The organism is Streptomyces sp. GESEQ-4 (assembly GCF_017948455.1).
Lineage (GTDB): Bacteria > Actinomycetota > Actinomycetes > Streptomycetales > Streptomycetaceae > Streptomyces.
This window is the reverse complement of sequence record NZ_JAFFSU010000021.1, coordinates 32649-55141: the sequence shown is the minus strand read 5'-3', so window position 1 is coordinate 55141 and position 22493 is coordinate 32649. Positions and strand designations below refer to the sequence as shown.

The window sequence follows — 22493 nt, the reverse complement described above, 5'->3', positions numbered from 1 at the left end:
ACCGCTTGAACTGACAGTGTCGATGTCTTGACACCCGGCCTAGCGTCGAACCAGCATCGAAGCGCTTCGAAAGAGCCGAGCCGATCCATCGCAAGGGGTTCCCCACGTGACCGCACACACGCCGCACACGCCGCCTTTTCGCGATCCGGGGCTGCCCGTCGCGAAGCGCATCGACGATCTGCTGTCGCGGCTGACCCGGGACGAGAAGACCGGATTCCTGCACCAGTTCGCCCCCGCCGTGGAACGGCTCGGCGTCGCGGCCTTCCGCACCGGTCAGGAGGCGCTGCACGGCGTGGCGTGGATGGGCCCCGCGACGGTGTTCCCGCAGGCTGTGGGCCTGGGCGCGACCTGGAACCCGGATCTCGTACGACGGGTCGGCGACGCCGTCTCCAAGGAGATCCGGGCGCTGCGCGTCCGCGACGACCGCGTGGGCCTGAACGTCTGGTCCCCGACCGTCAACCTCCTCCGCCACCCCCTGTGGGGCCGCAACGAGGAGGGCTACTCCGAGGACCCGAAGCTCACCTCCGCCATCGCCACCGCGTACACGCACGGCCTGCGCGGCGACCACCACACGTACTGGCGCACGGCCCCCGTCCTCAAGCACTGGCTCGCCCACAACAACGAGACGGACCGCGCCGTCGCCTCGTCCTCCGTCCGCCCGCGCGTCCTGCACGAGTACGACCTGCGCGCCTTCCGCGAAACGGTGGAGGCGGGCGCGGTCGCCGGGGTGATGCCGGCGTACAACCTGGTCAACGGCCGTCCGAACCACGTCTCGCCGTACCTGCGCGAGCAGCTGCGCACCTGGAGCGAGGACGAGCTGCTGGTCTGCTCGGACGCGGGCGCGCCCTCCAACCTGGTCGACCACGAGCACTACTTCGACACCCACGAGGAGGCGACCGCCGCCGCGCTCCTCGCCGGCGTCGACAGCTTCACCGACCACGGCACGGACAGCTCGCAGATCGTCGCGCGCGTCCAGGGCGCCCTGGAGCGGGGCCTGTTGACGGAGGCCGACCTCGACGCGGCGGTCCGCCGCCAGCTCTCGGTCCGGTTCCGGCTCGGCGAGTTCGACGCGTACGACGAGACCGGCGCCTTCGACACCCCGGAGCACCGCGCGCTCGCGCAGGAGGCGGCCGAGCAGGCGATCGTCCTGCTCAAGAACGACGGCCTGCTCCCCCTCGCCCCCGACACCCGCCTCGCCGTCGTCGGCCTGCTCGCCGACGAGTGCAAGCTCGACTGGTACAGCGGCACGCTGCTGCACCGCTCGACACCGCTGGAGGGCCTGTACGAGCGGTTCGGCGCCGAGCGGGTGGAGTTCGCGGAGGGGGTGGACCGCGTACGGCTGCGCACATCCGACGGCTCCTACCTGTACGTTCCCCCCGCGGACGGCGTCGACGAAGTCCGCGGCGCCGAGGGCGCGCTGGACCCCGCGCTGCTCGCCGGCCGTACGGACCTCCCGCCGCTCACCACCGACGCCACCGGCACCGAACTCGCCCTCGTCGACTGGGGCGAGGACGTCCTGACCCTGCGCGCCCCCGACGGCCGCTACCTCTCGGTCGCCGACGACGGCCGCGTACGCGCCTCCGCCGACCAGCCCGGAGGCTGGGTCGTCCAGGAGACGTTCCGGCTGGAACCGCATGAGAACGGACACCTCCTCAGGCACATCGGTACCGGTCGCCACGTCTCTGTCGCCGCCGACGGCGTGAAGGTTGCCGAGGAGAACCCTGAGATCTTCCGGCTGGAGATCGTGGAGCGTGGCGAGGACGCGGTGGCGCGGGTCGCCGCGCAGGCGGACGTGGTCCTGGTCGTCGCGGGCAACGACACGCACATCAACGGCCGCGAGACCGAGGACCGTACGACCCTGCGCCTGCCCGGCCACCAGGAGCGCCTGCTGCGCGCCGCCCGCACCGCGAACCCCGCCACGGTGCTGACGCTGGTCTCCGCCTACCCGTACGCGGTCGAGACGGCCGCCCTCCCCGCCGTCCTGTGGACCGCACACGGCGGCCAGGCGGCCGGCACCGCCCTGGCCCGGGTCCTCGCCGGCGACGTCTCCCCCGCGGGCCGCCTCCCGCAGACCTGGTACGCCGACGACGCCGACCTCCCCGACCTGCTCGACTACGACGTCATCGGCTCCCGCCAGACCTACCTCTACTTCGAGGGCACGCCCCTGTTCCCCTTCGGCCACGGCCTGTCGTACGCGTCCTTCACGTACGCCGATCTGTCGGTCCGGGTGGAGGGCGAGACGGCGCATGTCTCCTTCAGCGTCACCAACACCGGTGATGTGACCGCCGACGAGGTCGCCCAGCTCTACACCCGCGTCGTGGACCCGTCGGTCCCGCGCCCGCGCCGCGAGCTGGTGGCCCACCGCCGCATCACGCTCACCCCGGGTTCGACCGAGCAGCTGACCTTCGAACTCCCGCTGTCCGCCTTCGAGTTCTGGGACGTCGCGCACGGGAAGTGGCGGCGCGAGCCGGGCCCGTACGACGTATTCGTCGGCGCGTCCAGCGAGGACATCCGCCTGCGGACGACCCTTGTCCTCGACGGCGAGCCGGCCAGCCCCCGCCCGGTCGCCCGACGCGGCCTGGACGCGGCCGACTTCGACGAGCAGAGCGGATCGATGATCGTCGACCTGACGAAGGTGGCGGGCGACGCGGTGACGCCAGCGGGCAGCTCAGCGGCCGAACTCGTCTACCGTGCCTGCGACTTCGGGACGGGTGTCACGCAGGTGAGTGCGACGGTGGCGGGCGTGGGCGCGGTGGAGGTGTCGCTGGACGGCGGCCCCGCACTGGCGGTCCTGGAGGCTGTCGCTGGATCGGGCCCGTACGACTACACCACCCTCGGCGCCGATTTCCATGGCGCAGGCGTGCACGACGTGTACCTCAGACTGCGCGGCCCGGTGCGGCTCGCGCATGTCGGCTTCTCCGGTTGAGGGTCCGGAGCAGGCCGGCCACAGAGAAGGGGCCCGGCACCGGAAGGCATCGGTGCCGGACCCCTTCGGGAAGTCTATATGAAAATGGTTCCCATGAGCTAGAGGGCGAGGCCCGTGAGCACCAGCACCCGCTCGTAGGTGTAGTCGTCCATCGCGAACTTCACACCCTCACGGCCCACACCGGACTGCTTGGCTCCGCCGTACGGCATCTGGTCGGCGCGGTAGGACGGCACGTCGCCGATGACGACACCGCCGACCTCCAGGGCGCGGTGGGCCCGGAAGGCGGCCTGCAGGTCATGGGTGAAGACGCCCGCCTGGAGGCCGTACTTGGAGTCGTTGGCGGCGGCGAAGGCCTCGGCCTGCCCCTCGACCTTCTGCACGGTGAGGACCGGCCCGAAGACCTCCTCGCAGGAGATCGTCGTGTCGGCCGGTACGTCGGTGAGGACGGTCGGCGCGTACGAGGCGCCGTCGCGCTTGCCACCGGTGAGGAGCGTGGCACCGGCGTCGACGGCCTCCCGCACCCAGGCCTCCACGCGCTGGGCGGCGTCCTCGCTGACCAGCGGGCCGACGTCGGTCGCGTCGTCGCTCGGGTCGCCGGTGACCTGGGCCTCGACGGCGGCGACGATGCGCGGCAGCAGGCGGTCGTAGACGGACGCGTCGGCGATGACCCGCTGCACGGAGATGCAGGACTGGCCGCCCTGGTAGTTCGAGAAGGTGGCGATGCGGGTGGCCGCCCAGTCGAGGTCGGCGTCGGAGGCGTAGTCACCGAGCACCACGGCCGCACCGTTTCCGCCCAGTTCCAGCGTGCAGTGCTTGCGCGGCACCGAGTCCATGATCGCGTAACCGACCTTCTCTGAACCCGTGAAGGAGATCACCGGCAGCCGCTCGTCCTGGACGAGGGCGGGCATACGGTCGTTGGAGACCGGGAGGATCGACCAGGACCCCGCGGGCAGCTCCGTCTCGGCGAGCAGCTCGCCGATGACCAGGCCCGAGAGCGGGGTCGCCGGGGCCGGCTTCAGGATGATCGGCACGCCCGCCGCGATCGCCGGGGCGATCTTGTGGGCGCAGAGGTTCAGCGGGAAGTTGAAGGGCGCGATACCGAGGACGACCCCCTTGGGGAAGCGGCGGGTGAGGGCGAGCCGCCCCTGCCCGCCGAGGTCGGTGTCGAGACGCTGCGCCTCGCCGCCGTTGAACCGCCGGGCCTCCTCAGCGGCGAACCGGAACACCGACACCGCCCGGCCCACCTCGCCGCGGGCCCACTTGATCGGCTTGCCGTTCTCCGCGGAGATGAGCTGCGCGATCTCCTCGGTCCGCTCGACGAGACGCCGGCTGACGTGGTCGAGGGCTGCGGCGCGGACGTGCGCCGGCGTCGCGGCGAACTCGTCCCGCACGGCGTACGCGGCGGCGACGGCCTCCTCGACCTGCGCGTCACTCGGCACGGCGACCTTGCCTACGGTCCGGCCGTCCCACGGCGAGGTGACATCGAAGCCGGCCTCGCCGGTGACCTGGCGGCCGGCGAGCCAGAAGGCGTGGGTGGAAGTCATGTCCCGGCCCTTCCGCGTTGGGGGTGTGCGATGGCTTTCGGGTCCACGGTAGGGGTGGGAGGGGGAGGGAACGTTTGTCCGGGGCGGAGTGGTGGGGGGTGGGGGTGCGCCGATTTGGCGGGGTGGTGGGTTTTCGCCCCCGCCGCCCCTACCCGTCCCATCCTCCAGGGGCTCCGCCCCTTCGACCCCGTTTCGGGGGCCAGCCCCCGAACCCCCGCTCCTCAAACGCCGGAGGGGCTGATTTTTCAGCCCGTCCGGCGTTTGAGGACAAGGCCCGTTCAGGGCCGAAGCGGGGGTCTGGGGGCGGCAGCCCCCAGGGATGGGACGGGTAGGGGCGGCGGGGGCGAACAAACCCGGCGGTCACTACTCCGCCGACGTCGCCTTCAGCGCCAGCCAAAGCTCCATCCGCGCATCCGGATCATCCAGCGACCGCCCGATGATCTCCTCCACCCGCCGCATCCGATACCGCAGCGTATGCCGATGAACCCCCAGGTCAGCAGCGGCCGCATCCCATTGCCCATGCCGAGACAGCCACGCCCGCAACGAGGCGACCAGATCCCCGCGCCCCTTCGCGTCATGCTCGTACAACGGCCGCAGCAACCCGTCCGCAAACGCCTTCACCGCGTCGTCCGCCAGCAACGGCACCACAGACCCCGCCGCCAACTGCTCATGCTCGACGGCCACCCGCCCCCGCCGCCGAGCCACGGACAACGCCTGCTCGGCCTGCTTGTAGCCGGCCGCGGCGGCGATCGGCCCGACGGGAGCCGACAGACCCACGACCAGTTCGTCCTCGTCGGACAACGACTGCTCCGCCCCAGCGCCCCGCGCCGCCTCCAACGCCGCCGCGAACTCCCCGCACGCGGCCACCGCGGCCCCGCTGTCCGCGGCGAGCGCCACCAGCCGCTCCCCCTCCGGCACCACCAGGACGGCCTCACCCGCCCGCGCGCCCGCCGACTCCATGACCTCGGCGAGCCCGGCCAGCGCCTCCCCGTCCGCGGCGGCGGGCTCGGCGACGATCACGCGGAAGGGCGCGTCGAGGAGCCCGCCGTACAGATCCCCGGCCACCGCACGAGCATGGTCCGGCTCCCCGGCGAGCAGCATCCGCAGCACCGCCGCCCCGAGCCGCTGCTCGGCGGCGTGCAGGGGCCGGGACCGTTCCGTCGTCAGCGTCAGCAGGGCGATGGCCGAATGGACGGCGTACCGCTCGGCCGTCCCGAGCGCCGCCGCCGTACCCACCGCGAGCGCCGCCCGTGGCCGCCGGCCCGTGCCCAGGGAGTGCAGCTCGACCCGGTCCTCGTTCTCCGGCCCGCCCACGACCGAGGAGGCCGGCGCGGGCCGCTCCCGCAGGCGTTCCACGTCCGCCGTCAGCCGGGCGGCCCGGCGGCTCGCCCACTCCGGCGCGGTGGCGACGACGGCGCCCGAGGCGTCGTAGAGCGCGGCCCACCCGTCGACCTGCGAGGCGAGCGAGCCGAGCAGCCCCTGGGGCCCGTCCGTCAACGCCTGCTTGGTCAGCTCGCGTTGTGCCGCGAACCCCGCCGTCACCGCCCGGTACTGGTCGGCCGCGATCGCCGCCGAGACAGCCTTGCTGATGGCGAGAAACGGTGTGCGGCGCGGCACCTCCAGCAGCGGCAGGCCCTCTTGCTCCGCCGCGTCGACGAGGGCCTTGGGGGTCTCCTCGTAGTTGACCCCGACAGCGAAGCCGAGCCCGACGACGCCCGCCCCCACCAGTCGCTTCACATACCGCCGCATCGCCTCCGGATCCTCCGCGTCCAGCTTCAACGCGGTGACCAGCAGCAGCTCCCCGCCCTCCATGTACGGCACGGGATCGGCCAGCTCACTGACATGCGCCCAGCGGACGGGCACGTCCAGCCGGTCCTCGCCGGCGCGCACGGTGAGCTTGAGCGCGGAGTGGTGGACGAGGGAGGCGAGCGTGGGGGGCATGGAGCCTTCAGGTCGGTGAGGGTTACGTGATCATTGTGATCCTTTGGCCGCCACGTATGAACGGCCTATGCCGATTCTGCCTCACCGTACGGTCCGCGCACTCCCCGTTATCCGGCTGTCAGTCCCGCAGATCCACCAGCAGCGGCGGCGCGTGCTCCCCCTGCACGGTCGTCAACGACAACACCGCATGCCCCGGCGGCACACCGTGCGCCAACTCGGACGCGGACCAACGCTCCCGCTCGACCTGCCGTACGGTCACCGCCCGCGCGGTCGGCGCCTTGCCGGTGATCACACGCCGCAGCATGTGCACGGCCTTCCCGGCCGGGGTCTCCGCGATGATCTGCCGGTCGGTGACGTCCCGCGCCTCGGTCCACTCCTTGCCCCACACCTCGGCGAAGTCCTGCCCGTCCCACGGCGTCAGCCCGGACAGCGCCATCCGGCATCCGGCGGCCCCGAGCAGCGGACCGCGCAGCGGCCTCGGTACGTCGTCGAGGGTGCGCAGGGTCAGGACGACGCCGGCATGCGCCGACCGCAGCCGCTGAATCCCCCGTACGGCTTCGGGCGTGACGACACCCGAGGCGTCGTCCAGGATCAGACAGGCGAACAGCGAACGGTCCTCCCGCACCGCCACACTCGCCGTGAACTGCGCGAGCACCAGCCGCGCCAGCATCCGCGAGGCCTCCGCGTGACCGCGCTCGGGCAGATCGATCCGCACCCGTACCGGATGGTCGAGGGCCTTCAGCGAGAACGGCCGCGACTGGCCCGACGTGTCGAAGAACCCCGCGAACGCCGGCCGGTCCAGCAACGCCACCCGGTCCGCGAGGACCCCGGCCACATCACCCGGCTGCCCCATCTGCCGCGCCCGCGCGTCCAGTTCACGCAGCAGCGACTCCCGGCCGGAGTCCTGGAGGCCCGTACGCAGCGCATCGAGCGGACCGGGTGCCCCGTCGAGCAGCTGCCGCAGCTCCGGCACGGAGGGGAAGCGCCCATGGACCGCCCGGAACGGTCCGAGCAACTGCGCGAGCACCGTCGTGGACCGGCGGCTGTCACTGCCCGGATGCGGATCGGCCATATCCCCCACGAGCGCCTCGGCCAGCACGGCCGCGGCCTCATCGGGGTCCGTGGTCCCGCCGTACAGGTCCAGGTCGTACACGGATTCCGGATTCCCGATCCGTACGACGACGTCATACGCGTCGGCCGGGCCGAGCCCCGCGCCCGCCCCGCCGACCACGACGACGGCGGCCCGCCCGGCGAGTGCGTGCAGGCACAGCGACTCGGCGATCGGCCGGACGACACTCCCGGTCTTGCCGGAACCCGCCGGCCCCACGGCCAGCAGCGACGTGCCGAGCAGCTCGGGACCGAGGCCGAGGCCGGCCCCTCGGTAGGCATACGGGTTACGGGCGTCGTCGGCCGTCGTACCGAGCCGAACCTGCCCGGTGAGCAGGTCGTGCCGGGCCACCCGGGTCGGCAGATCACGCGCCCCGGAGGGATGCAGACAGGCCGCGGCGCCGTCCTTCAGCACGGCACCGGTGAAGGTGGCGAGACTGTGCCGACCGCTGCGCACGCCCTGCCAGGCACGGGCGATCCGGGCGTGGTCGACGTCCCGCATGAGCCCGTCCCGCGCGTCACTCGCGAGCCGCTCGGCGGCCTCCACGGCACCGGCGCCCCGGAGCTGATTCCACTGGGCGGGGTCGTCCGCGAGGGCGGGGGCCGCCTCCTGGGGCTGTCGACGCCGCAGGTGGGGAGCGACGAAGCGGCGCCACACCTCACCCCAGCGGCCGAGCCTGCCGACTCCGACCATGATGATCAAGGCGACGATCAGCTCGTAGCCCCGGTAGACGAAGGCACTGCCGACCTCGCCGAGTTCACTCTCCGTTCCGCGCCAGGAGTCGGGGGTGAGCAGGAACAACGGAACCCACCACCAGGTGCCGAGGTAGCCGTTCTGCAGCAACGACCAGATCAACCAGCCGACCAGGAACGCGATCAGCGCCCCGCTGATCAACTGCCGCGCCGGAATGACCTCCGGCTCCTCCGCCGGCCGCGGCCGATGTCCGAACCGCCACACTCCGGGCGCCGCCTCCGGGCGGGGTGCCCGCAGCCACGCCAGGAACGCCGAGCCGTCCGGCCGTGGCGGCACGCCCGGTGCCTCCGCGGGCCGCGGCGGCACCGCGGGCACGGCCGGCGGTCCCGCCGGACGCGGCACAGGATTCGCATGCGTACCCCGCGCGTCCTGCGTCCCGTCGCTGTCCATCGCGCTTGCCCCCTGAGCAGCCGTTCCGTCCACCGTCCGCGAGTCAATCTAACGCCCCGGCAAGGGGAGTTCACCGCTGGCGCCGTGCGGCACGCGGAGCGGACCAAGATTGGACGAAACGGGGATGTGCGGGTGACCGATCAAGCGGCCGTCGGCGAGGGGCACTTCGCGTGGGACGACCGCGCGACGCGACGGGGCTGAACGTCGTGTTCCTCCTCCTCACCGGCTTCCGCGTCCCGGTGCGCCCCGCCGTGGTGTCGGCGGCCTCGGCCGTGTACCGATGTGGTGGCACGGCCGTATGCGCCCCACCGCCGGCAGGCAGCAGCTGATCCGGGTCGACGGACGTGTCCTGACGCCGAGCCCGTTCCGGGTGTACGTCGACTCGACCGCCACCGGACTGTGGATGGCGGGCGATCCGCAGCCGCGCCGCGTCGTCTCCGTCCCCGGCGGTGCCCGTCCGCTCGGCGTCGCCATGTCCACCGCGGACAACCGGAACCCCTGACAACGCCCACATGGAGCATGCCCGCCCCCCGCTCCCGGTCCTAGCCTGCGAGAAAGGACCAGAAAAGAAGAGAACGCCAAAGCGTCCGCACCACCCCAGGAGCCCCTCATGACCGCAATCCCGCAGGAGCGCCGCGTCGTCACCGCCATCCCCGGTCCGAAGTCGAGGGAGCTGCAGGCCCGCCGTGTCGCCGCGGTCGCGCAGGGCGTGGGCTCCGTGCTGCCGGTGTTCACCGCGCGGGCAGGCGGCGGAATCATCGAGGACGTCGACGGGAACCGGCTGATCGACTTCGGGTCGGGCATCGCCGTGACGTCCGTCGGCGCGTCCGCCGAGGCCGTCGTACGCCGGGCGTCCGCGCAGCTCGCCGACTTCACCCACACCTGTTTCATGGTCACGCCGTACGAGGGGTACGTCGAGGTCGCGGAGGCGCTGGCGGAGCTGACGCCGGGCGACCACGACAAAAAGTCTGCGCTGTTCAACAGCGGCGCCGAGGCCGTCGAGAACGCCGTCAAGATCGCCCGTGCGTACACCAAGCGGCAGGCCGTCGTCGTCTTCGACCACGGCTACCACGGGCGTACGAACCTCACGATGGCGCTGACCGCCAAGAACATGCCGTACAAGCACGGCTTCGGGCCGTTCGCGCCCGAGGTGTACCGCGTGCCGGTGGCCTACGGCTACCGCTGGCCGACCGGGCCTGAGAACGCGGGCCCCGAGGCCGCCGCGCAGGCCATCGACCAGATGTCCAAGCAGGTCGGCGCGGAGAACATCGCCGCGATCATCATCGAGCCGGTGCTCGGCGAGGGCGGCTTCATCGAGCCGGCGAAGGGCTTCCTGCCGGCCGTGCGGAAGTTCGCCGCCGACCACGGGATCGTCTTCGTCGCCGACGAGATCCAGTCCGGCTTCTGCCGCACCGGCCAGTGGTTCGCCTGCGAGGACGAGGGCATCGTTCCGGACCTGATCACGACGGCGAAGGGCATCGCCGGCGGCCTCCCGCTCGCCGCGGTGACCGGTCGAGCCGAGATCATGGACGCCGCGCACGCCGGTGGCCTGGGCGGCACCTACGGCGGCAACCCGGTCGCCTGCGCCGGTGCGCTCGGCTCGATCGAGACCATGAAGGAGCTCGACCTCAACGCGAAGGCGAAGGCGATCGAGGCGACGATGAAGGCCCGGCTGTCCGCGATGGCCGAGAAGTTCGACATCGTCGGCGACGTCCGCGGCCGTGGCGCGATGATCGCCATCGAGCTGGTGAAGGACCGCACCACCAAGGAGCCGAACCCGGAGGCCACCGCCGCGCTCGCCAAGGCCTGCCACCAGGACGGGCTGCTGGTCCTGACCTGTGGCACTTACGGCAACGTGCTCCGCTTCCTGCCCCCGCTCGTCATCGGCGAGGACCTCCTGAACGAGGGCCTCGACATCATCGAGCAGGCCTTCGCCTCCATCTGAGCCGCCGCACACACCTCATGAACCCCACCCGCCCCAGCCTTGTCGTCCAGCGGGATTCCAGGGCCGGGACGGCGGCCGTCAGAGCGTGTGAAGAACGTGTGCGAGGTGGATGACGGGACGCGATTCCGCCTGTCGTACGCCCACCCCCTGCCGTAGGTTCTACCCAGATGAGAGATACACCCCGCTCACAGGGGACTGTGGGCGGCTACAGGCCGGGGCCTCCCCAGCTTCGACCTGGTCGTGCCCTCGCGCACACAACCGGAGCCTCCGGCTCTGGATCTCCTCACCGATCGGACAGTCGCCCGCCCCAAACCCCCCGGGGCGGCCGACCATCCGATCTGATCGGCCGCCCCGGAACCACCCCCCCTGTTCCGGGGCGGCCGGCCTCCTTCCTCCTTCTCGGCCTTCCGGCCCTTCTCTTCGCGCTGATCACCTGGCAGGTCGTCGTCGACGGCCCGCTGCTGCGCCTCGACGCGCGCGTCAGCCGGGCCCTCGTGCACCCGGACCGGATCTCCGAACTCCTCGCCGACCTGGGCGGCGTCCCGGTCGCGGTGCCGGTTCTCGCGGTCGCCCTCGGGTACGCAGCCTGGCGTTCCCGCCGCAGTGGTACAGACCGCTGGTGGCTGCCGGTCACCGCGGCGGCCGTCCTGATGGCGCTCGTCCCGGCCGTGGTCGTCCCGCTGAAGGTACTGACCGACCGCCCCGGCACCCCGGCTGTGCCGCCCGCCACCGGCTACTACCCCTCCGGCCACACGGCCACGGCCGCCATCGCCTACGGCTGTGCCACCTTGCTCCTCCTCCCCTGGCTCCGCACGGCCCTGGCCCGCCGCGCCCTCGTCCTCCTCTGCGTCGCGCTCAACGCAGGCGTCGGCTTCGGCCTGGTCCGCCGCGGCTACCACTGGCCACTGGACGTGGTGGCCAGCTGGTGCCTCGGTGCGGTGCTGCTGACGGCGTTCGTGCTGTGCGTGCGCCTGGGCGTCAGCCGAAGTAGCCGTCGAACGTCCGCTGGAACTCCCAGTTCGCATAGCGGTCCCAGTTGATGGACCACGTCATCAGGCCGCGCAGGGCGGGCCAGGTGCCGTGGGTGGCGTACGAGCCGCAGTTGCTCTTCTTCGTCAGGCAGTCGAGGGTTTTCACGACCTCGGCGGGGGCCACGTAGCCGTTGCCCGCGTTGACGGAGGCCGGCATGCCGATGGCGACCTGGTCGGGGCGCAGGGGCGGGAAGACGTTGCTCGCGTTGCCCGCGACCGGAAAGCCGGTGAGCAGCATGTCGGTCATCGCGATGTGGAAGTCGGCGCCGCCCATGGAGTGGTACTGGTTGTCGAGGCCCATGATCGGGCCCGAGTTGTAGTCCTGGACGTGGAGCAGGGTGAGGTCGTCGCGCAGGGCGTGGATCACCGGGAGGTAGGCGCCCGCCCTCGGGTCCTGTCCGCCCCACTGGCCCGTGCCGTAGTACTGGTAGCCGAGCTGGACGAAGAAGGTCTCCGGGGCCATCGTCAGCACGAAGTCGTCGCCGTACTTGGCCTTGAGGGTCTTCACGGCCGAGATCAGGTTCACGATCACCGGCGTCCTGGGGTTCTTGAAGTCCGTGTCGTCGGCGTTGAGGGAGAGCGAGTGGCCCTCGAAGTCGATGTCGAGGCCGTCGAGGCCGTACTCGTCGATGATCTTCGAGACGGAGGACACGAAGGTGTCGCGGGCCGCGGTGGTCGTCAGCTGCACCTGGCCGTTCTGGCCGCCGATCGAGATCAGCACCTTCTTGCCGGCCGCCTGCTTGGCCTTGATCGCGGCCTTGAAGTCGGCGTCGCTCTCCACGTTCGGGCACTCGGCGGCCGGACAGCGGTCGAAGCGGATGTCGCCGGAGGTGACCGAGGTCGGCTCGCCGAAGGCCAGGTCGATGATGTCCCAGCTGTCGGGGACGTCTGCCAGGCGCGTGTAGCCGGAGCCGTTGGCGAAGCTGGCGTGGAGGTAGCCGACGAGGGCGTGCGGTGGGAGTTCCACGGGATCGCCGGTGCCCGCGGTCGTCGTCGCGGTCACCGTGGACGTCTTCGCGGACTCGCCGGCGTCGTTCACCGCGGCGACCTGGAAGCCGTACGCCGTGGACGGAGACAGCCCGGTCACGTTGGCCGAAGTGCCGGTCACCGTACGGACCTTCACCCCGTCGCGGTAGAGGGCGTAGCCGGAGGCGCCGGCGACCGGGGACCAGGACAGCGCCACGCTGGTGGAGGTGACGGTGCCGAGCGTCAGTCCCGTGGGCGCGGCGGGCGGCTGGCCCGCGTCCACGCCCGGCCCGGTGAGCGATATGTCGTCGGCGTGGTAGGCACCGGTGCCGTACCAGCCGTGCGTGTAGATCGTGACCTTGGTCGTGGCGGCGCCGGTGCGGAAGGTCGTGGTGAGCTTCTGCCAGTCGGGGGCGGACTGGGTCCAGGTGGAGACGTCGGTGGTGCCGGTGCCGGTCGCGCCCAGGTAGACGTAGGAGCCGCGGACGTAACCGGAGAGCGTGTACTGCGAGTCGGGCTTCACGGTCACCGTCTGCGCACACCGGGCGTTGTCGCTGCCGGCCGGGGTTGCCTGGAGCGCGGAACCACCGGTGCGTACGGGCGAGTTGACCGTCGTACCCGAGGCGCAGGTCCAGCCGTCGAGGTCGGATTCGAATCCTCCGTTGCGGGCCAGGTCCGCGTCGGCCGCACGGGCGGCCGACGAGAGCGCGGTGATCCCGGGCACGGCCAGGACGGTGGCCGTCAGGGCGGCGACGAAGGGTCTGGTGCGATCCACAAGGGCCTCCGGACATGGGGGAATTGGAGGGTGGAGCGCCCACAATTTGGTCCAGACCAATCACCTTGTCAAGACTTCCAGCAACGATCTGACAGCCGACCCCGACAACGCCCTGAAGGGGCGCGGGGAACTGCGCGACCAGCCACGACGACGCTGCAGCCGACACACAACCCATCCCGCCACCCCCTTAGTCGCCCGCCAAGCCAGCCGCAGCCTCATGCATAGCCAGTTCCAGCAGCCCCGCATCCGTGAGCGTGCCGGACCCGTCCGGTGGGACCAGCCACCGAACTCCCCCGCTCGCACGTCCCGGATACGGCACGACGATCCACGTCCCCGCCCCCGCCGTGCGGATCCCCGTGCCGAGCCAGCGCGCGGCCGTGCCCGGCGGCACGAAGAACCCCATCCGCGCGTCACCGAAGTCGGCCAGCACGGGCCCCAGTTGGTCGATGATGCGGGTCAGCACGTCGAGGGTGGGGTAGCCGAGCGCACCCGGCAGGATCAGGACATCCCAGGCTTTGCCGGCCGGGAGCAGCGCGACCCCAAGGGGGTTGCGCTCCCACTCCCAGCGGCAGGCCTCGGGGTCCGGTGCGACGGACGCTAGCCACTCGACCGCCGTCTTCGCGCCTGTCATGAGAAGACCTCCTCGTCTCTCGTCGACGCAGAGCGCGTCACGAAGGAGAGGGAGGTCTCCCGGCGGCATTACGCGAGTTCGCACAACTCGTCGGAGTGAACTGAAGCAGAGGCTCGCGTCAGCGTCACCGTCAGCTGTCGAAGCCGAGCCCCAACCGGTCCATCGTCCTCAGCCACAGGTTGCGCCGCCCGCCGTGCGCGTCCGCGCGGGCCAGCGACCACTTCGTCAGCGCGATCCCGGTCCAGGCGAAGGGCTCCGGCGGAAAAGGCAGCGGCTTCTTGCGCACCATCTCGAGCTCCGTGCGTTCCGTGCGCTCCCCCGCCAGCAGGTCCAGCATCACGTCGGCGCCGAAGCGGGTCGCGCCGACGCCCAGGCCCGTGAACCCGGCCGCGTACGCCACCTTCCCCTGGTGCGCGGTGCCGAAGAACGCCGAGAAGCGCGAGCAGGTGTCGATCGCGCCGCCCCACGCGTGCGTGAAGCGCAGCCCCTCCAGCTGCGGGAAGCAGGTGAAGAAGTGCCCGGCGAGCTTGGCGTACGTCTCCGGGCGGTCGTCGTACTCGGCGCGCACCCGGCCGCCGTACGGGTAGACCGCGTCGTAACCGCCCCACAGGACGCGGTTGTCGGCGGACAGCCGGAAGTAGTGGAACTGGTTCGCCGAGTCCCCGAGACCCTGGCGGTTCTTCCAGCCGATGGAGGCGAGTTGATCGGCCGTCAGCGGCTCGGTCATCAGCGCGTAGTCGTAGACCGGGACGGTGTACGCCCGGACCCGCTTGACCAGGCTGGGGAAGATGTTGGTGCCGAGCGCGACGCGGCGGGCGCGGAGGGAGCCGTAGGGGGTGCGTACGGCCATACCGGCGCCGTACGGCTTCAAGGTGAGCGCGGGCGTGTGCTCGTAGACGCGGACGCCGAGTTCGAGGCACGCGCGCTTGAGGCCCCAGACGAGCTTGGCGGGGTGGAGCATGGCGATGCCGCGGCGGTCGAAGAGGCCCGCCTGGAATGTCGGTGAGTCGACTTGTTCCCGTACCGCTTCGGCGTCCAGGAACTCCACGCCGTCGGCCAGACCCCGGCGCTCCATCTCCTCGTACCAGTCGCGGAGTTCCCACGCCTGGTACGTCTCGGTGGCGACGTCGATCTCGCCGGTGCGCTCGAAGTCGCAGTCGATGGAGTAGCGGGCGACCGCCGCCTCGATCTCGTCGAGGTTGCGGGCGCCCAGCCGCTCCAGCTTGTGGATCTCGTCCGGCCAGCGGGCGATCCCGTTGGCCAGGCCGTGCGTGATCGAGGCGGCGCAGAAGCCGCCGTTGCGGCCCGAGGCGGCCCAGCCCACCTCGCGGCCCTCCACCAGCACCACGTCCCGCGCCGGGTCGCGCTCCTTGGCGATCAGCGCGGTCCACAGTCCGCTGTAGCCACCGCCGACGACCAGCAGATCGCAGGTCTCTGCGCCGGTGAGGGCGGGCTCGGGGTGCGGCTTTCCCGGGTCGTCCAGCCAGTACGAGACCGGCTGGACTTCAGAGAGTGACTTTGTCCAACGGGTCATGCCTTTTGCCTGTTCCGGCGATTGCTGATGACCATAGAGGCCAGCACCAGCAGTACGGCGACCAGGAACATGGCCGTACCGATGACATTGATCTGGACGGGTGTGCCGCGCTGTGCCGAGCCCCAGACGAACATGGGGAAGGTGACGGTCGAGCCCGCGTTGAAATTGGTGATGATGAAATCGTCGAAGGAGAGCGCGAAGGCGAGCAGCGCGCCCGCGGCGATTCCCGGAGCAGCGATCGGCAGGGTGACCCGGAGGAATGTCTGGAGCGGTCCGGCGTACAGGTCCTGCGCCGCCTGCTCCAGCTTCGGGTCCATCGACATGACGCGCGCCTTGACGGCCGTGACGACGAAGCTGAGGCAGAACATGATGTGGGCGATGAGGATCGTCCAGAATCCCAACTGTGCACCCATGTTGAGGAACAGGGTGAGCAGCGAGGCCGCCATGACGACCTCGGGCATCGCCATCGGCAGGAAGATCAGCGAGTTGACGGCACCCCGCGCGCGGAACCGGTAGCGGACCAGCGCGAAGGCGATCATCGTGCCGAGGATCGTGGCGCCGAGCGTCGCCCAGAACGCGATCTGGAGGCTGACCGACAGCGAGCCGCACATGTCGGCGACACCGCACGGGTCCTTCCAGGCGTCCGTCGAGAATTCCTGCCACTCGTAGTTGAAGCGCCCCTTCGGGTTGTTGAAGGAGAACACCGTGACGACGACGTTCGGCAGCAGGAGATAGCCGAGGGTCAGCAGTCCCGCGATGACGACGAAATGGCGCTTGAGCCAGTTGACGAAGGCCATTTAAACCAGATCCTCCGTTCCGGACCTGCGGATGTAGAGGGTGACCATGATGAGGATCGCGGCCATCAGGATGAAGGAGAGGGCCGCGGCCGTCGGATAGTCGAGAATCCGCAGGAACTGGGTCTGGATGACATTGCCGACCATGCGGGTGTCGGTCGAGCCGAGCAGATCGGCGTTGACGTAGTCACCGGCCGCCGGGATGAACGTCAGCAGTGTGCCGGAGACGACACCCGGCATCGACAGCGGAAAGGTGACCTTCCGGAAGGTCGTGACCGGCTTGGCGTACAGATCGCCCGCCGCCTCGTGCAGCCGTCCGTCGATGCGCTCCAGCGAGGAGTACAGCGGCAGGATCATGAACGGCAGGAAGTTGTACGTCAGACCGCACACGACCGCCAGCGGAGTCGCCAGCACCCGGTCGCCGGAGGTCCAGCCGAGCCAGCTGGTGACGTCCAGGACGTGCAGCGTGTTGAGGGCGCCGACGACCGGGCCGCCGTCCGCGAGGATCGTCTTCCAGGCGAGCGTACGGATCAGGAAGCTGGTGAAGAACGGCGCGATCACCAGGATCATGATCAGGTTCCGCCAGCGGCCCGCGCGGAACGCGATCAGGTACGCCAGCGGATAGCCGAGGACCAGACACAGGATGGTCGCCGCGCCCGCGTACAGCACCGAGCGCAGGAACTGCGGCCAGTACTCGGACAGCGCGTCCCAGTACGTCGCGAAGTGCCAGGTGACCTTGTAGCCCTCCTCCAGGGAGCCCGTCTGCACGGACGTGGAGGCCTGGTAGATCATCGGCATCGCGAAGAAGACCAGCAGCCAGAGGATGCCGGGCAGCAGCAGCCAGTACGGCGTCCAGCGGCCCCGCTTGCGCGGCGGCTTCTTCTCCGGCGCGCCCGGCGCGAGAGGCGGTGGCGCCTCGGTGAGGGTCGCCATCAGACCGCCGCCTCTTCTTCGATCCCCGCGTCGATGTCCTGAGCCGCGTCGAGGCCGAAGGTGTGCGCCGGGCTCCAGTGCAGAACGACGTCGGCGCCGGGGACGAGCCGGGCGTCACGGTCGATGTTCTGGGCGTAGACCTCGAACTCGGGGCAGACCGGGCTGTCGATGACGTACTGCGTGGAGACCCCGATGAACGACGTGGCCGCGATCTTGCCGCTGATGCGGTTGCGGGCCTCGGGGATCTCGCCCGCGTCGTCGACGTGGGTGAGGGTGATCTTCTCCGGGCGTACGCCGACCAGCACCTTGCCGCCGGTCGTCGTGGGCGCGGAGCAGCGCACCTCGGGCAGGACGAGCTTGCCGCCGCCGGCCCGGACGACGATCTCGCCGCCGGTCTTGTTGTCGACCTCGGCCTCGATCAGGTTGGACGTGCCGAGGAAGTTGGCGACGAACGTCGTCTTGGGGTTCTCGTAGAGGTCGGCGGGCGATCCCAGCTGCTCCACTCGGCCCGCGTTCATCACGGCGACCCGGTCGGCCATCGTCATGGCCTCCTCCTGGTCGTGCGTGACGTGCACGAAGGTGATGCCGACCTCGGTCTGGATGCGCTTGAGCTCCAGCTGCATCTGACGGCGCAGTTTGAGGTCGAGGGCGCCGAGGGGCTCGTCGAGGAGGAGCACCTTGGGGGTGTTGATCAGCGCCCGGGCCACGGCGACACGCTGCTGCTGGCCGCCGGAGAGCTGATGCGGCTTCTTGCGTGCCTGCTCGCTGAGCTGCACCAGGTCGAGCATGTCCCCGACCTGCTTCTTCACCGACTTGATGCCGCGTCGGCGCAGGCCGAAGGCGACGTTCTCGAAGATGTCGAGGTGCGGGAAGAGGGCGTACGACTGGAAGACCGTGTTCACCGGCCGCTTGTACGGCGGCAGGTGCGTGACCTCCTGGTCGCCGAGGTGGACGCTGCCGCTCGTCGGCTCCTCAAGTCCCGCGATCATGCGCAGAGTTGTGGTCTTGCCGCAGCCGGAGGCGCCGAGCAGGGCGAAGAAGGAGCCCTGCGGCACGGTCAGGTCGAGCGGGTGTACGGCGGTGAAGGAGCCGTAGGTCTTGCTGATCCCGGAGAGGCGGACGTCACCGCTGCTGTCGTTCGTCATGGTCGTCACGCCCCTGTCAGCTTCGCGAACTTCTCTTCATAGGCCGTCTCTTCCTTCGAACTCAGCGAGCGGAAGGCATGGGACTTCGCGGCCATTTCCTTGTCCGGGATGATCAGCGGGTTCTCCGCCGCGCCCTCGTCGATCTTCGCGAGGTAGGGCTTCACTCCGTCCACGGGACAGACGTAGTTGATGTAGGCGGCCAGTCGGGCGGCCGGCTCCGGCTCGTAGTAGTAGTCCATGAGCCGCTCGGCGTTCGTCTTGTGGCGTGCCTTGTTGGGGATCAGCATGTTGTCGGTCGACGTCATGTAGCCGCTGTCCGGGATGACGAAGTCGACGTCCGGGCTGTCCGCCTTGAGCTGTACGACGTCACCGGCCCACGCGATACAGGCCGCGAAGTCGCCGCTGGTGATGTCGGACGTGTAGTCGTTGCCGGTGAAGCGGCGGATCTGGCCCTTGTCGACGGCCTTCTGGAGCCGGGCGATCGCCGCGTCGTAGTCGTCGTCCGTGAACTTCGCCGGGTCCTTGCCCATGTCCAACAGCGTCATGCCGATGCTGTCGCGCATCTCGGTGAGGAAGCCGATGCGGCCCTTGAGCTTGGGGTTGTCGAGCATGTCGGAGACCGACTTCACCTCGATGCCGTCGAGCGCCTTCTTGTTGTACGCGATGACGGTCGAGATGCCCTGCCAGGGGTACGAGTAGGCGCGTCCGGGATCCCAGTCGGGGCTGCGGAACTGGGACGACAGATTGGCGTACGCGTGGGGCAGGTTGGACGGGTCCAGTTTCTGGACCCACCCCAGGCGGATGAGGCGCCCGGCCAGCCAGTCGGTGAGGACGATGATGTCGCGGCCGGTGGCCTGGCCCGCGGCGAGCTGCGGCTTGATCTTGCCGAAGAACTCGTTGTTGTCGTTGATGTCCTCGGTGTATTTGACCTTGATACCGGTCCGCTTGGTGAACGCCTCGAGGGTGGGGTGGTGCTTCTCGCTCTCGTCGATGTCGATGTACTCGGTCCAGTTGGAGAAGCTGATCTCCTTCTCCTTGGCCGAGTAGTCCTCCGCGGAGGTGCCGCCCTCCGACTTGCCGGCCGCGGGGATCCCGCAGGCGCTCAGCGCCCCGAGGCCGCCGACCGCGAGCGCGCCGCCCGCGGAGGCGCGCAGCAGCGAACGACGGGTGAGGGCGGCCCTGCCGCTCCGGAGGCTGCGCCGCATGGCGGCCAGCTGGACCGGAGTCAGCGGTTCGGGCTCGTACTGCTCCATGCGCTTGGTGCCCTTTCGGAGGATGGGCGGCCGCGGTCGGGCGGCCTGTCTGCTATCGGTCCCCGAAGATCGTGCGGTGCCAGTCCTTTCTGGGCACCGCCGTGTTGTCGAACATGACGTGCTTGATCTGGGTGTACTCCTCGAAGGAGTAGGTTGACATGTCCTTACCGAAGCCGGACGCCTTGTAGCCGCCGTGCGGCATCTCGCTGATGATCGGAATGTGGTCGTTGACCCACACGCACCCGGCCTTGATCTCGCGGGTCGCGCGGTTCGCCCGGTAGACGTCCCTGCTCCACGCGGAGGCGGCCAGGCCGTACGGGGTGTCGTTGGCCAGCCGGATGCCGTCGTCGTCGCTGTCGAAGGGGAGGACGACGAGGACCGGGCCGAAGATCTCGGACTGGACGATCTCACTGTCCTGGGCCGCGTCGGCGATGAGGGTGGGCCGGTAGTACGCGCCGTTCTTGAGCTCGTCCTGCGGTGCCTCACCGCCGGTGACCACGCGCGCGTAGGCACGCGCCCGGTCGACGAAACCGGCGACGCGGTCACGCTGGACGTGCGAGATGAGAGGCCCGAGGTCGGTGGTGCTCCGGAAGGGGTCGCCGAGGCGGACGGTGTCCATGAGGGCGGCGGTCCGCTCCACGAATTCGTCATAGAGGGGCCGTTGCACGTACGCGCGCGTGGCGGCCGTGCAGTCCTGGCCGGAGTTGATGAGGGCGCCCGCGACGGCGCCGTTGACGGCCGCCTCCAGATCGGCGTCGTCGAAGACGACGAAGGGGGCCTTGCCGCCCAGCTCCAGGTGGATGCGCTTGACGGTGGCGGTGGCGATCTCGGCAACGCGCTTGCCGACGGCGGTGGAGCCGGTGAAGGAGGTCATGGCGACGTCGGGATGCCCGACGAGATGCTCGCCGGCTTCCTTTCCGGTCCCCGTGATGATGTTGATGACACCGTCCGGGATACCGGCCTCGGTGGCGGCCTCGGCGAAGAGGAGAGAGGTCAGCGGGGTGATCTCGGCGGGCTTCAGGACGATGGTGTTGCCCGCGGCGATCGCCGGGAGGACCTTCCAGGCGGCCATCTGGAGGGGGTAGTTCCAGGGCGCGATGGAGCCGACCACGCCGATGGGTTCACGGCGGATGTACGAAGTGTGGTCGCCGGAGTACTCCCCCGCCGACTGCCCCTGGAGATGCCGGGCCGCCCCCGCGAAGAACGCGATGTTGTCGATGGTCCCCGGCACGTCGAACTCGCGCGTCAGCTTCAGCGGCTTGCCGCACTGCAGGGACTCGGCGCGGGCGAATTCCTCGGCGCGGTCGGCGAGCACGGCGGCGAAGCGGTGCATCGCGTCCGAACGCTCGCCCGGCGTGGTCCCGGCCCAGCCCGGGAAGGCGGCGCGTGCGGCAGCGACAGCCGCGTCGACGTCGTCCGTCCCGGCCAGCTCGTACGTGTAGACGTCCTCGCCGGTCGCAGGGTCGACGACCGTGTGCGTACGACCTGAGGTGCCCTTTGTCAGACGGCCCGCGATGAACTGCGCACCGGCCGCGAGGCGTTCCTGCGCGGGGAATCGGTCTGAGGTTCCCGGGTAGTGCATGTCGTCGCTCTCCTCCGCCGTCGCCCCTGGTGATAAGGGTGGGTGGCGTAGCTCCAGCTCGATTTGAGTGCCGATCCTGACAGAGCCATAGGCGTCCAACAAGTGATTCCGTTGTTGCCTTTTGGTTACGCGACGGAATCTGTCGACCAGGTGTCGAGTCGGCATGAGGAAGGGGCGACGGATTGTCAGTGGATTCTGGGAGGAGCTCAGGGAGCGGACGTCGGAGCGAGTGGTGTCAGAGGGAGAACACCAGGACGATCATGCCGATGCCCAGGGCGATGCCGACCGCGCCGCAGATGATGCCGGCCAGGGCGTGGCCGGCGTTCGTGGCCTCGCCCTTGCGGGCCTTGCCGCGGCCGAGTACGCCGAAGATCACGGCGAGGATGCCGAGGACGATGGCCAGCGGCCACAGGCAGAAGACGACGGCCGCGCAGATGCCGAGCACGAGGCTTGCCGTGCCCATCCCGTTGGCCGGCGCGGGATGCATACCGGGCCAGCCGTAGTGGCCCGCGCCGGGCGGGGCCGGGTATCCGGGACCGGTGGGGTAGCCGGGACCAGCCTGGTAGCCGGGACCGGGCTGGTAGACCGCGTCGGCCGGGGTCGGGTAGCCCTGACCGGACGGGTAGCCGTAGCCCGCCGGGTAGCTGGGGCCTGCCGGGTAGCTGGGGCCTGCCGGGTAGCCGTATGCGACCTGGCCGGGGCCGTCGGGGGCTACGGGTGGCGGGGGGACGGACTCGCCGTGGGCGGGCCGTGCAGGTGGGGCGAAGGGGTTGGGTGAGCCGTCGGCTGGGGGTGCGAAAGGGTTTGCCCAGGGCTGGGGTGTCTGGGTCTGCACGGGGTCCGGCGCCACCGGGTTCGCCCACGCCCGGTTGGCGTCCGCCGGGGCAGGGGGTGTGCCCATCGCGGGGACCGACGTCACTGTCGGCTGATCGTGGACGGAGGGGGCGGGGCCGGTGTCGTCCGCGGGCGGAGACCAGGGGTTCGGCTCGGGACGGGCGTCGGCAGGGCCGCTCGCCGAGTCCGCGCGTCCCTCCGTCGACTCCCCACGTCCACGCCCACTCGCCGGGGCCGCCTTCTCCAGGTCGACCTCGGACTCCGCACCCTCGGCCAGCGGCACCTCCGCCGCGTCGGCCACTGCCGCGTCCGGTGCTGCCGCCGCGTCGCCTGGCGGCGTCGGCCAGACTGCTGCGGCGTTCTCACGCGCTTCCGGCGTCTGCGCGTCGTCGGACATGCGCGGGGTCC

At 70.5% G+C, this 22493-nt stretch carries 17 protein-coding genes; 5 read left to right on the top strand and 12 right to left on the bottom strand.

Going from position 1 to position 22493, the window contains the following annotated elements; all coding sequences use genetic code 11:
* Window positions 1-106 precede the first annotated feature (106 nt).
* Window positions 107-2926, top strand: a complete 2820-nt coding sequence (locus tag KCH48_RS31570; RefSeq protein ID WP_210578873.1) for a glycoside hydrolase family 3 C-terminal domain-containing protein — start codon at window positions 107-109, stop codon at window positions 2924-2926.
* A 98-nt stretch (window positions 2927-3024) separates the two neighbouring features.
* Here KCH48_RS31570 and KCH48_RS31565 read toward each other — a convergent pair whose 3' ends face one another.
* The 3 genes from KCH48_RS31565 to KCH48_RS31555 form a co-directional block, all read right to left on the bottom strand.
* Window positions 3025-4470: an aldehyde dehydrogenase family protein gene (locus KCH48_RS31565; RefSeq protein WP_210578853.1), complete on the bottom strand. Its 1446-nt coding sequence runs from the start codon at window positions 4468-4470 to the stop codon at window positions 3025-3027.
* 363 nt (window positions 4471-4833) lie between these two features.
* The gene (locus tag KCH48_RS31560) at window positions 4834-6411 is read right to left on the bottom strand and encodes a PucR family transcriptional regulator (RefSeq protein ID WP_210578850.1); all 1578 of its coding nucleotides are present in this window, start codon (window positions 6409-6411) and stop codon (window positions 4834-4836) included.
* A gap of 118 nt (window positions 6412-6529) precedes the next feature.
* On the bottom strand, window positions 6530-8662 hold the full coding sequence (locus tag KCH48_RS31555; protein WP_210578849.1) for an ATP-binding protein: 2133 nt from the start codon (window positions 8660-8662) through the stop codon (window positions 6530-6532).
* 170 nt (window positions 8663-8832) lie between these two features.
* On the opposite strand from KCH48_RS31555, the gene KCH48_RS31550 reads away from it, so the two are divergent.
* From KCH48_RS31550 to KCH48_RS31535, 4 genes are all read left to right on the top strand, one after another.
* Window positions 8833-8991, top strand: a complete 159-nt coding sequence (locus KCH48_RS31550; protein ID WP_210578847.1) for a hypothetical protein — start codon at window positions 8833-8835, stop codon at window positions 8989-8991.
* On the top strand, window positions 8961-9164 hold the full coding sequence (locus tag KCH48_RS31545) for a hypothetical protein (protein WP_210578845.1): 204 nt from the start codon (window positions 8961-8963) through the stop codon (window positions 9162-9164). Before KCH48_RS31550 ends, KCH48_RS31545 begins: the two co-directional genes overlap by 31 nt.
* A 108-nt stretch (window positions 9165-9272) precedes the next feature.
* Window positions 9273-10607: a 4-aminobutyrate--2-oxoglutarate transaminase gene (gene gabT, locus KCH48_RS31540; protein WP_210578843.1), complete on the top strand. Its 1335-nt coding sequence runs from the start codon at window positions 9273-9275 to the stop codon at window positions 10605-10607.
* 197 nt (window positions 10608-10804) lie between these two features.
* Window positions 10805-11647: a phosphatase PAP2 family protein gene (locus KCH48_RS31535; protein ID WP_374104733.1), complete on the top strand. Its 843-nt coding sequence runs from the start codon at window positions 10805-10807 to the stop codon at window positions 11645-11647.
* Here KCH48_RS31535 and KCH48_RS31530 read toward each other — a convergent pair.
* From KCH48_RS31530 to KCH48_RS31490, 9 genes are all read right to left on the bottom strand, one after another.
* A complete protein-coding gene (locus KCH48_RS31530) occupies window positions 11586-13379 on the bottom strand; it encodes a chitinase (RefSeq protein ID WP_210578838.1) in 1794 nt (597 codons plus the stop codon). The two genes, KCH48_RS31535 and KCH48_RS31530, sit on opposite strands and share 62 nt — an antisense overlap.
* A gap of 187 nt (window positions 13380-13566) precedes the next feature.
* Window positions 13567-14010, bottom strand: a complete 444-nt coding sequence (locus tag KCH48_RS31525; RefSeq protein ID WP_210578836.1) for a hypothetical protein — start codon at window positions 14008-14010, stop codon at window positions 13567-13569.
* A 130-nt stretch (window positions 14011-14140) separates the two neighbouring features.
* Window positions 14141-15544: an FAD-binding oxidoreductase gene (locus tag KCH48_RS31520; protein WP_210578834.1), complete on the bottom strand. Its 1404-nt coding sequence runs from the start codon at window positions 15542-15544 to the stop codon at window positions 14141-14143.
* The gene (locus KCH48_RS31515; protein ID WP_210578831.1) at window positions 15541-16341 is read right to left on the bottom strand and encodes an ABC transporter permease; all 801 of its coding nucleotides are present in this window, start codon (window positions 16339-16341) and stop codon (window positions 15541-15543) included. Before KCH48_RS31515 ends, KCH48_RS31520 begins: the two co-directional genes overlap by 4 nt.
* On the bottom strand, window positions 16342-17271 hold the full coding sequence (locus KCH48_RS31510; protein WP_210578829.1) for an ABC transporter permease: 930 nt from the start codon (window positions 17269-17271) through the stop codon (window positions 16342-16344).
* Window positions 17271-18416 carry an ABC transporter ATP-binding protein gene (locus KCH48_RS31505; protein WP_246886177.1) on the bottom strand — a complete coding sequence of 382 codons (1146 nt, stop codon included), beginning with the start codon at window positions 18414-18416 and terminating at the stop codon, window positions 17271-17273. Before KCH48_RS31505 ends, KCH48_RS31510 begins: the two co-directional genes overlap by 1 nt.
* Window positions 18417-18421: 5 nt before the next feature.
* Window positions 18422-19669 (bottom strand): spermidine/putrescine ABC transporter substrate-binding protein, encoded by a 1248-nt coding sequence (locus KCH48_RS31500; RefSeq protein WP_210578825.1) that lies wholly within the window; start codon window positions 19667-19669, stop codon window positions 18422-18424.
* A gap of 52 nt (window positions 19670-19721) precedes the next feature.
* Window positions 19722-21251 carry a gamma-aminobutyraldehyde dehydrogenase gene (locus tag KCH48_RS31495; RefSeq protein ID WP_210578821.1) on the bottom strand — a complete coding sequence of 510 codons (1530 nt, stop codon included), beginning with the start codon at window positions 21249-21251 and terminating at the stop codon, window positions 19722-19724.
* Window positions 21252-21486: 235 nt separating this feature from the next.
* Window positions 21487-22482, bottom strand: a complete 996-nt coding sequence (locus KCH48_RS31490) for a DUF4190 domain-containing protein (protein WP_246886176.1) — start codon at window positions 22480-22482, stop codon at window positions 21487-21489.
* Between the last annotated feature and the right edge of the window lie 11 nt (window positions 22483-22493).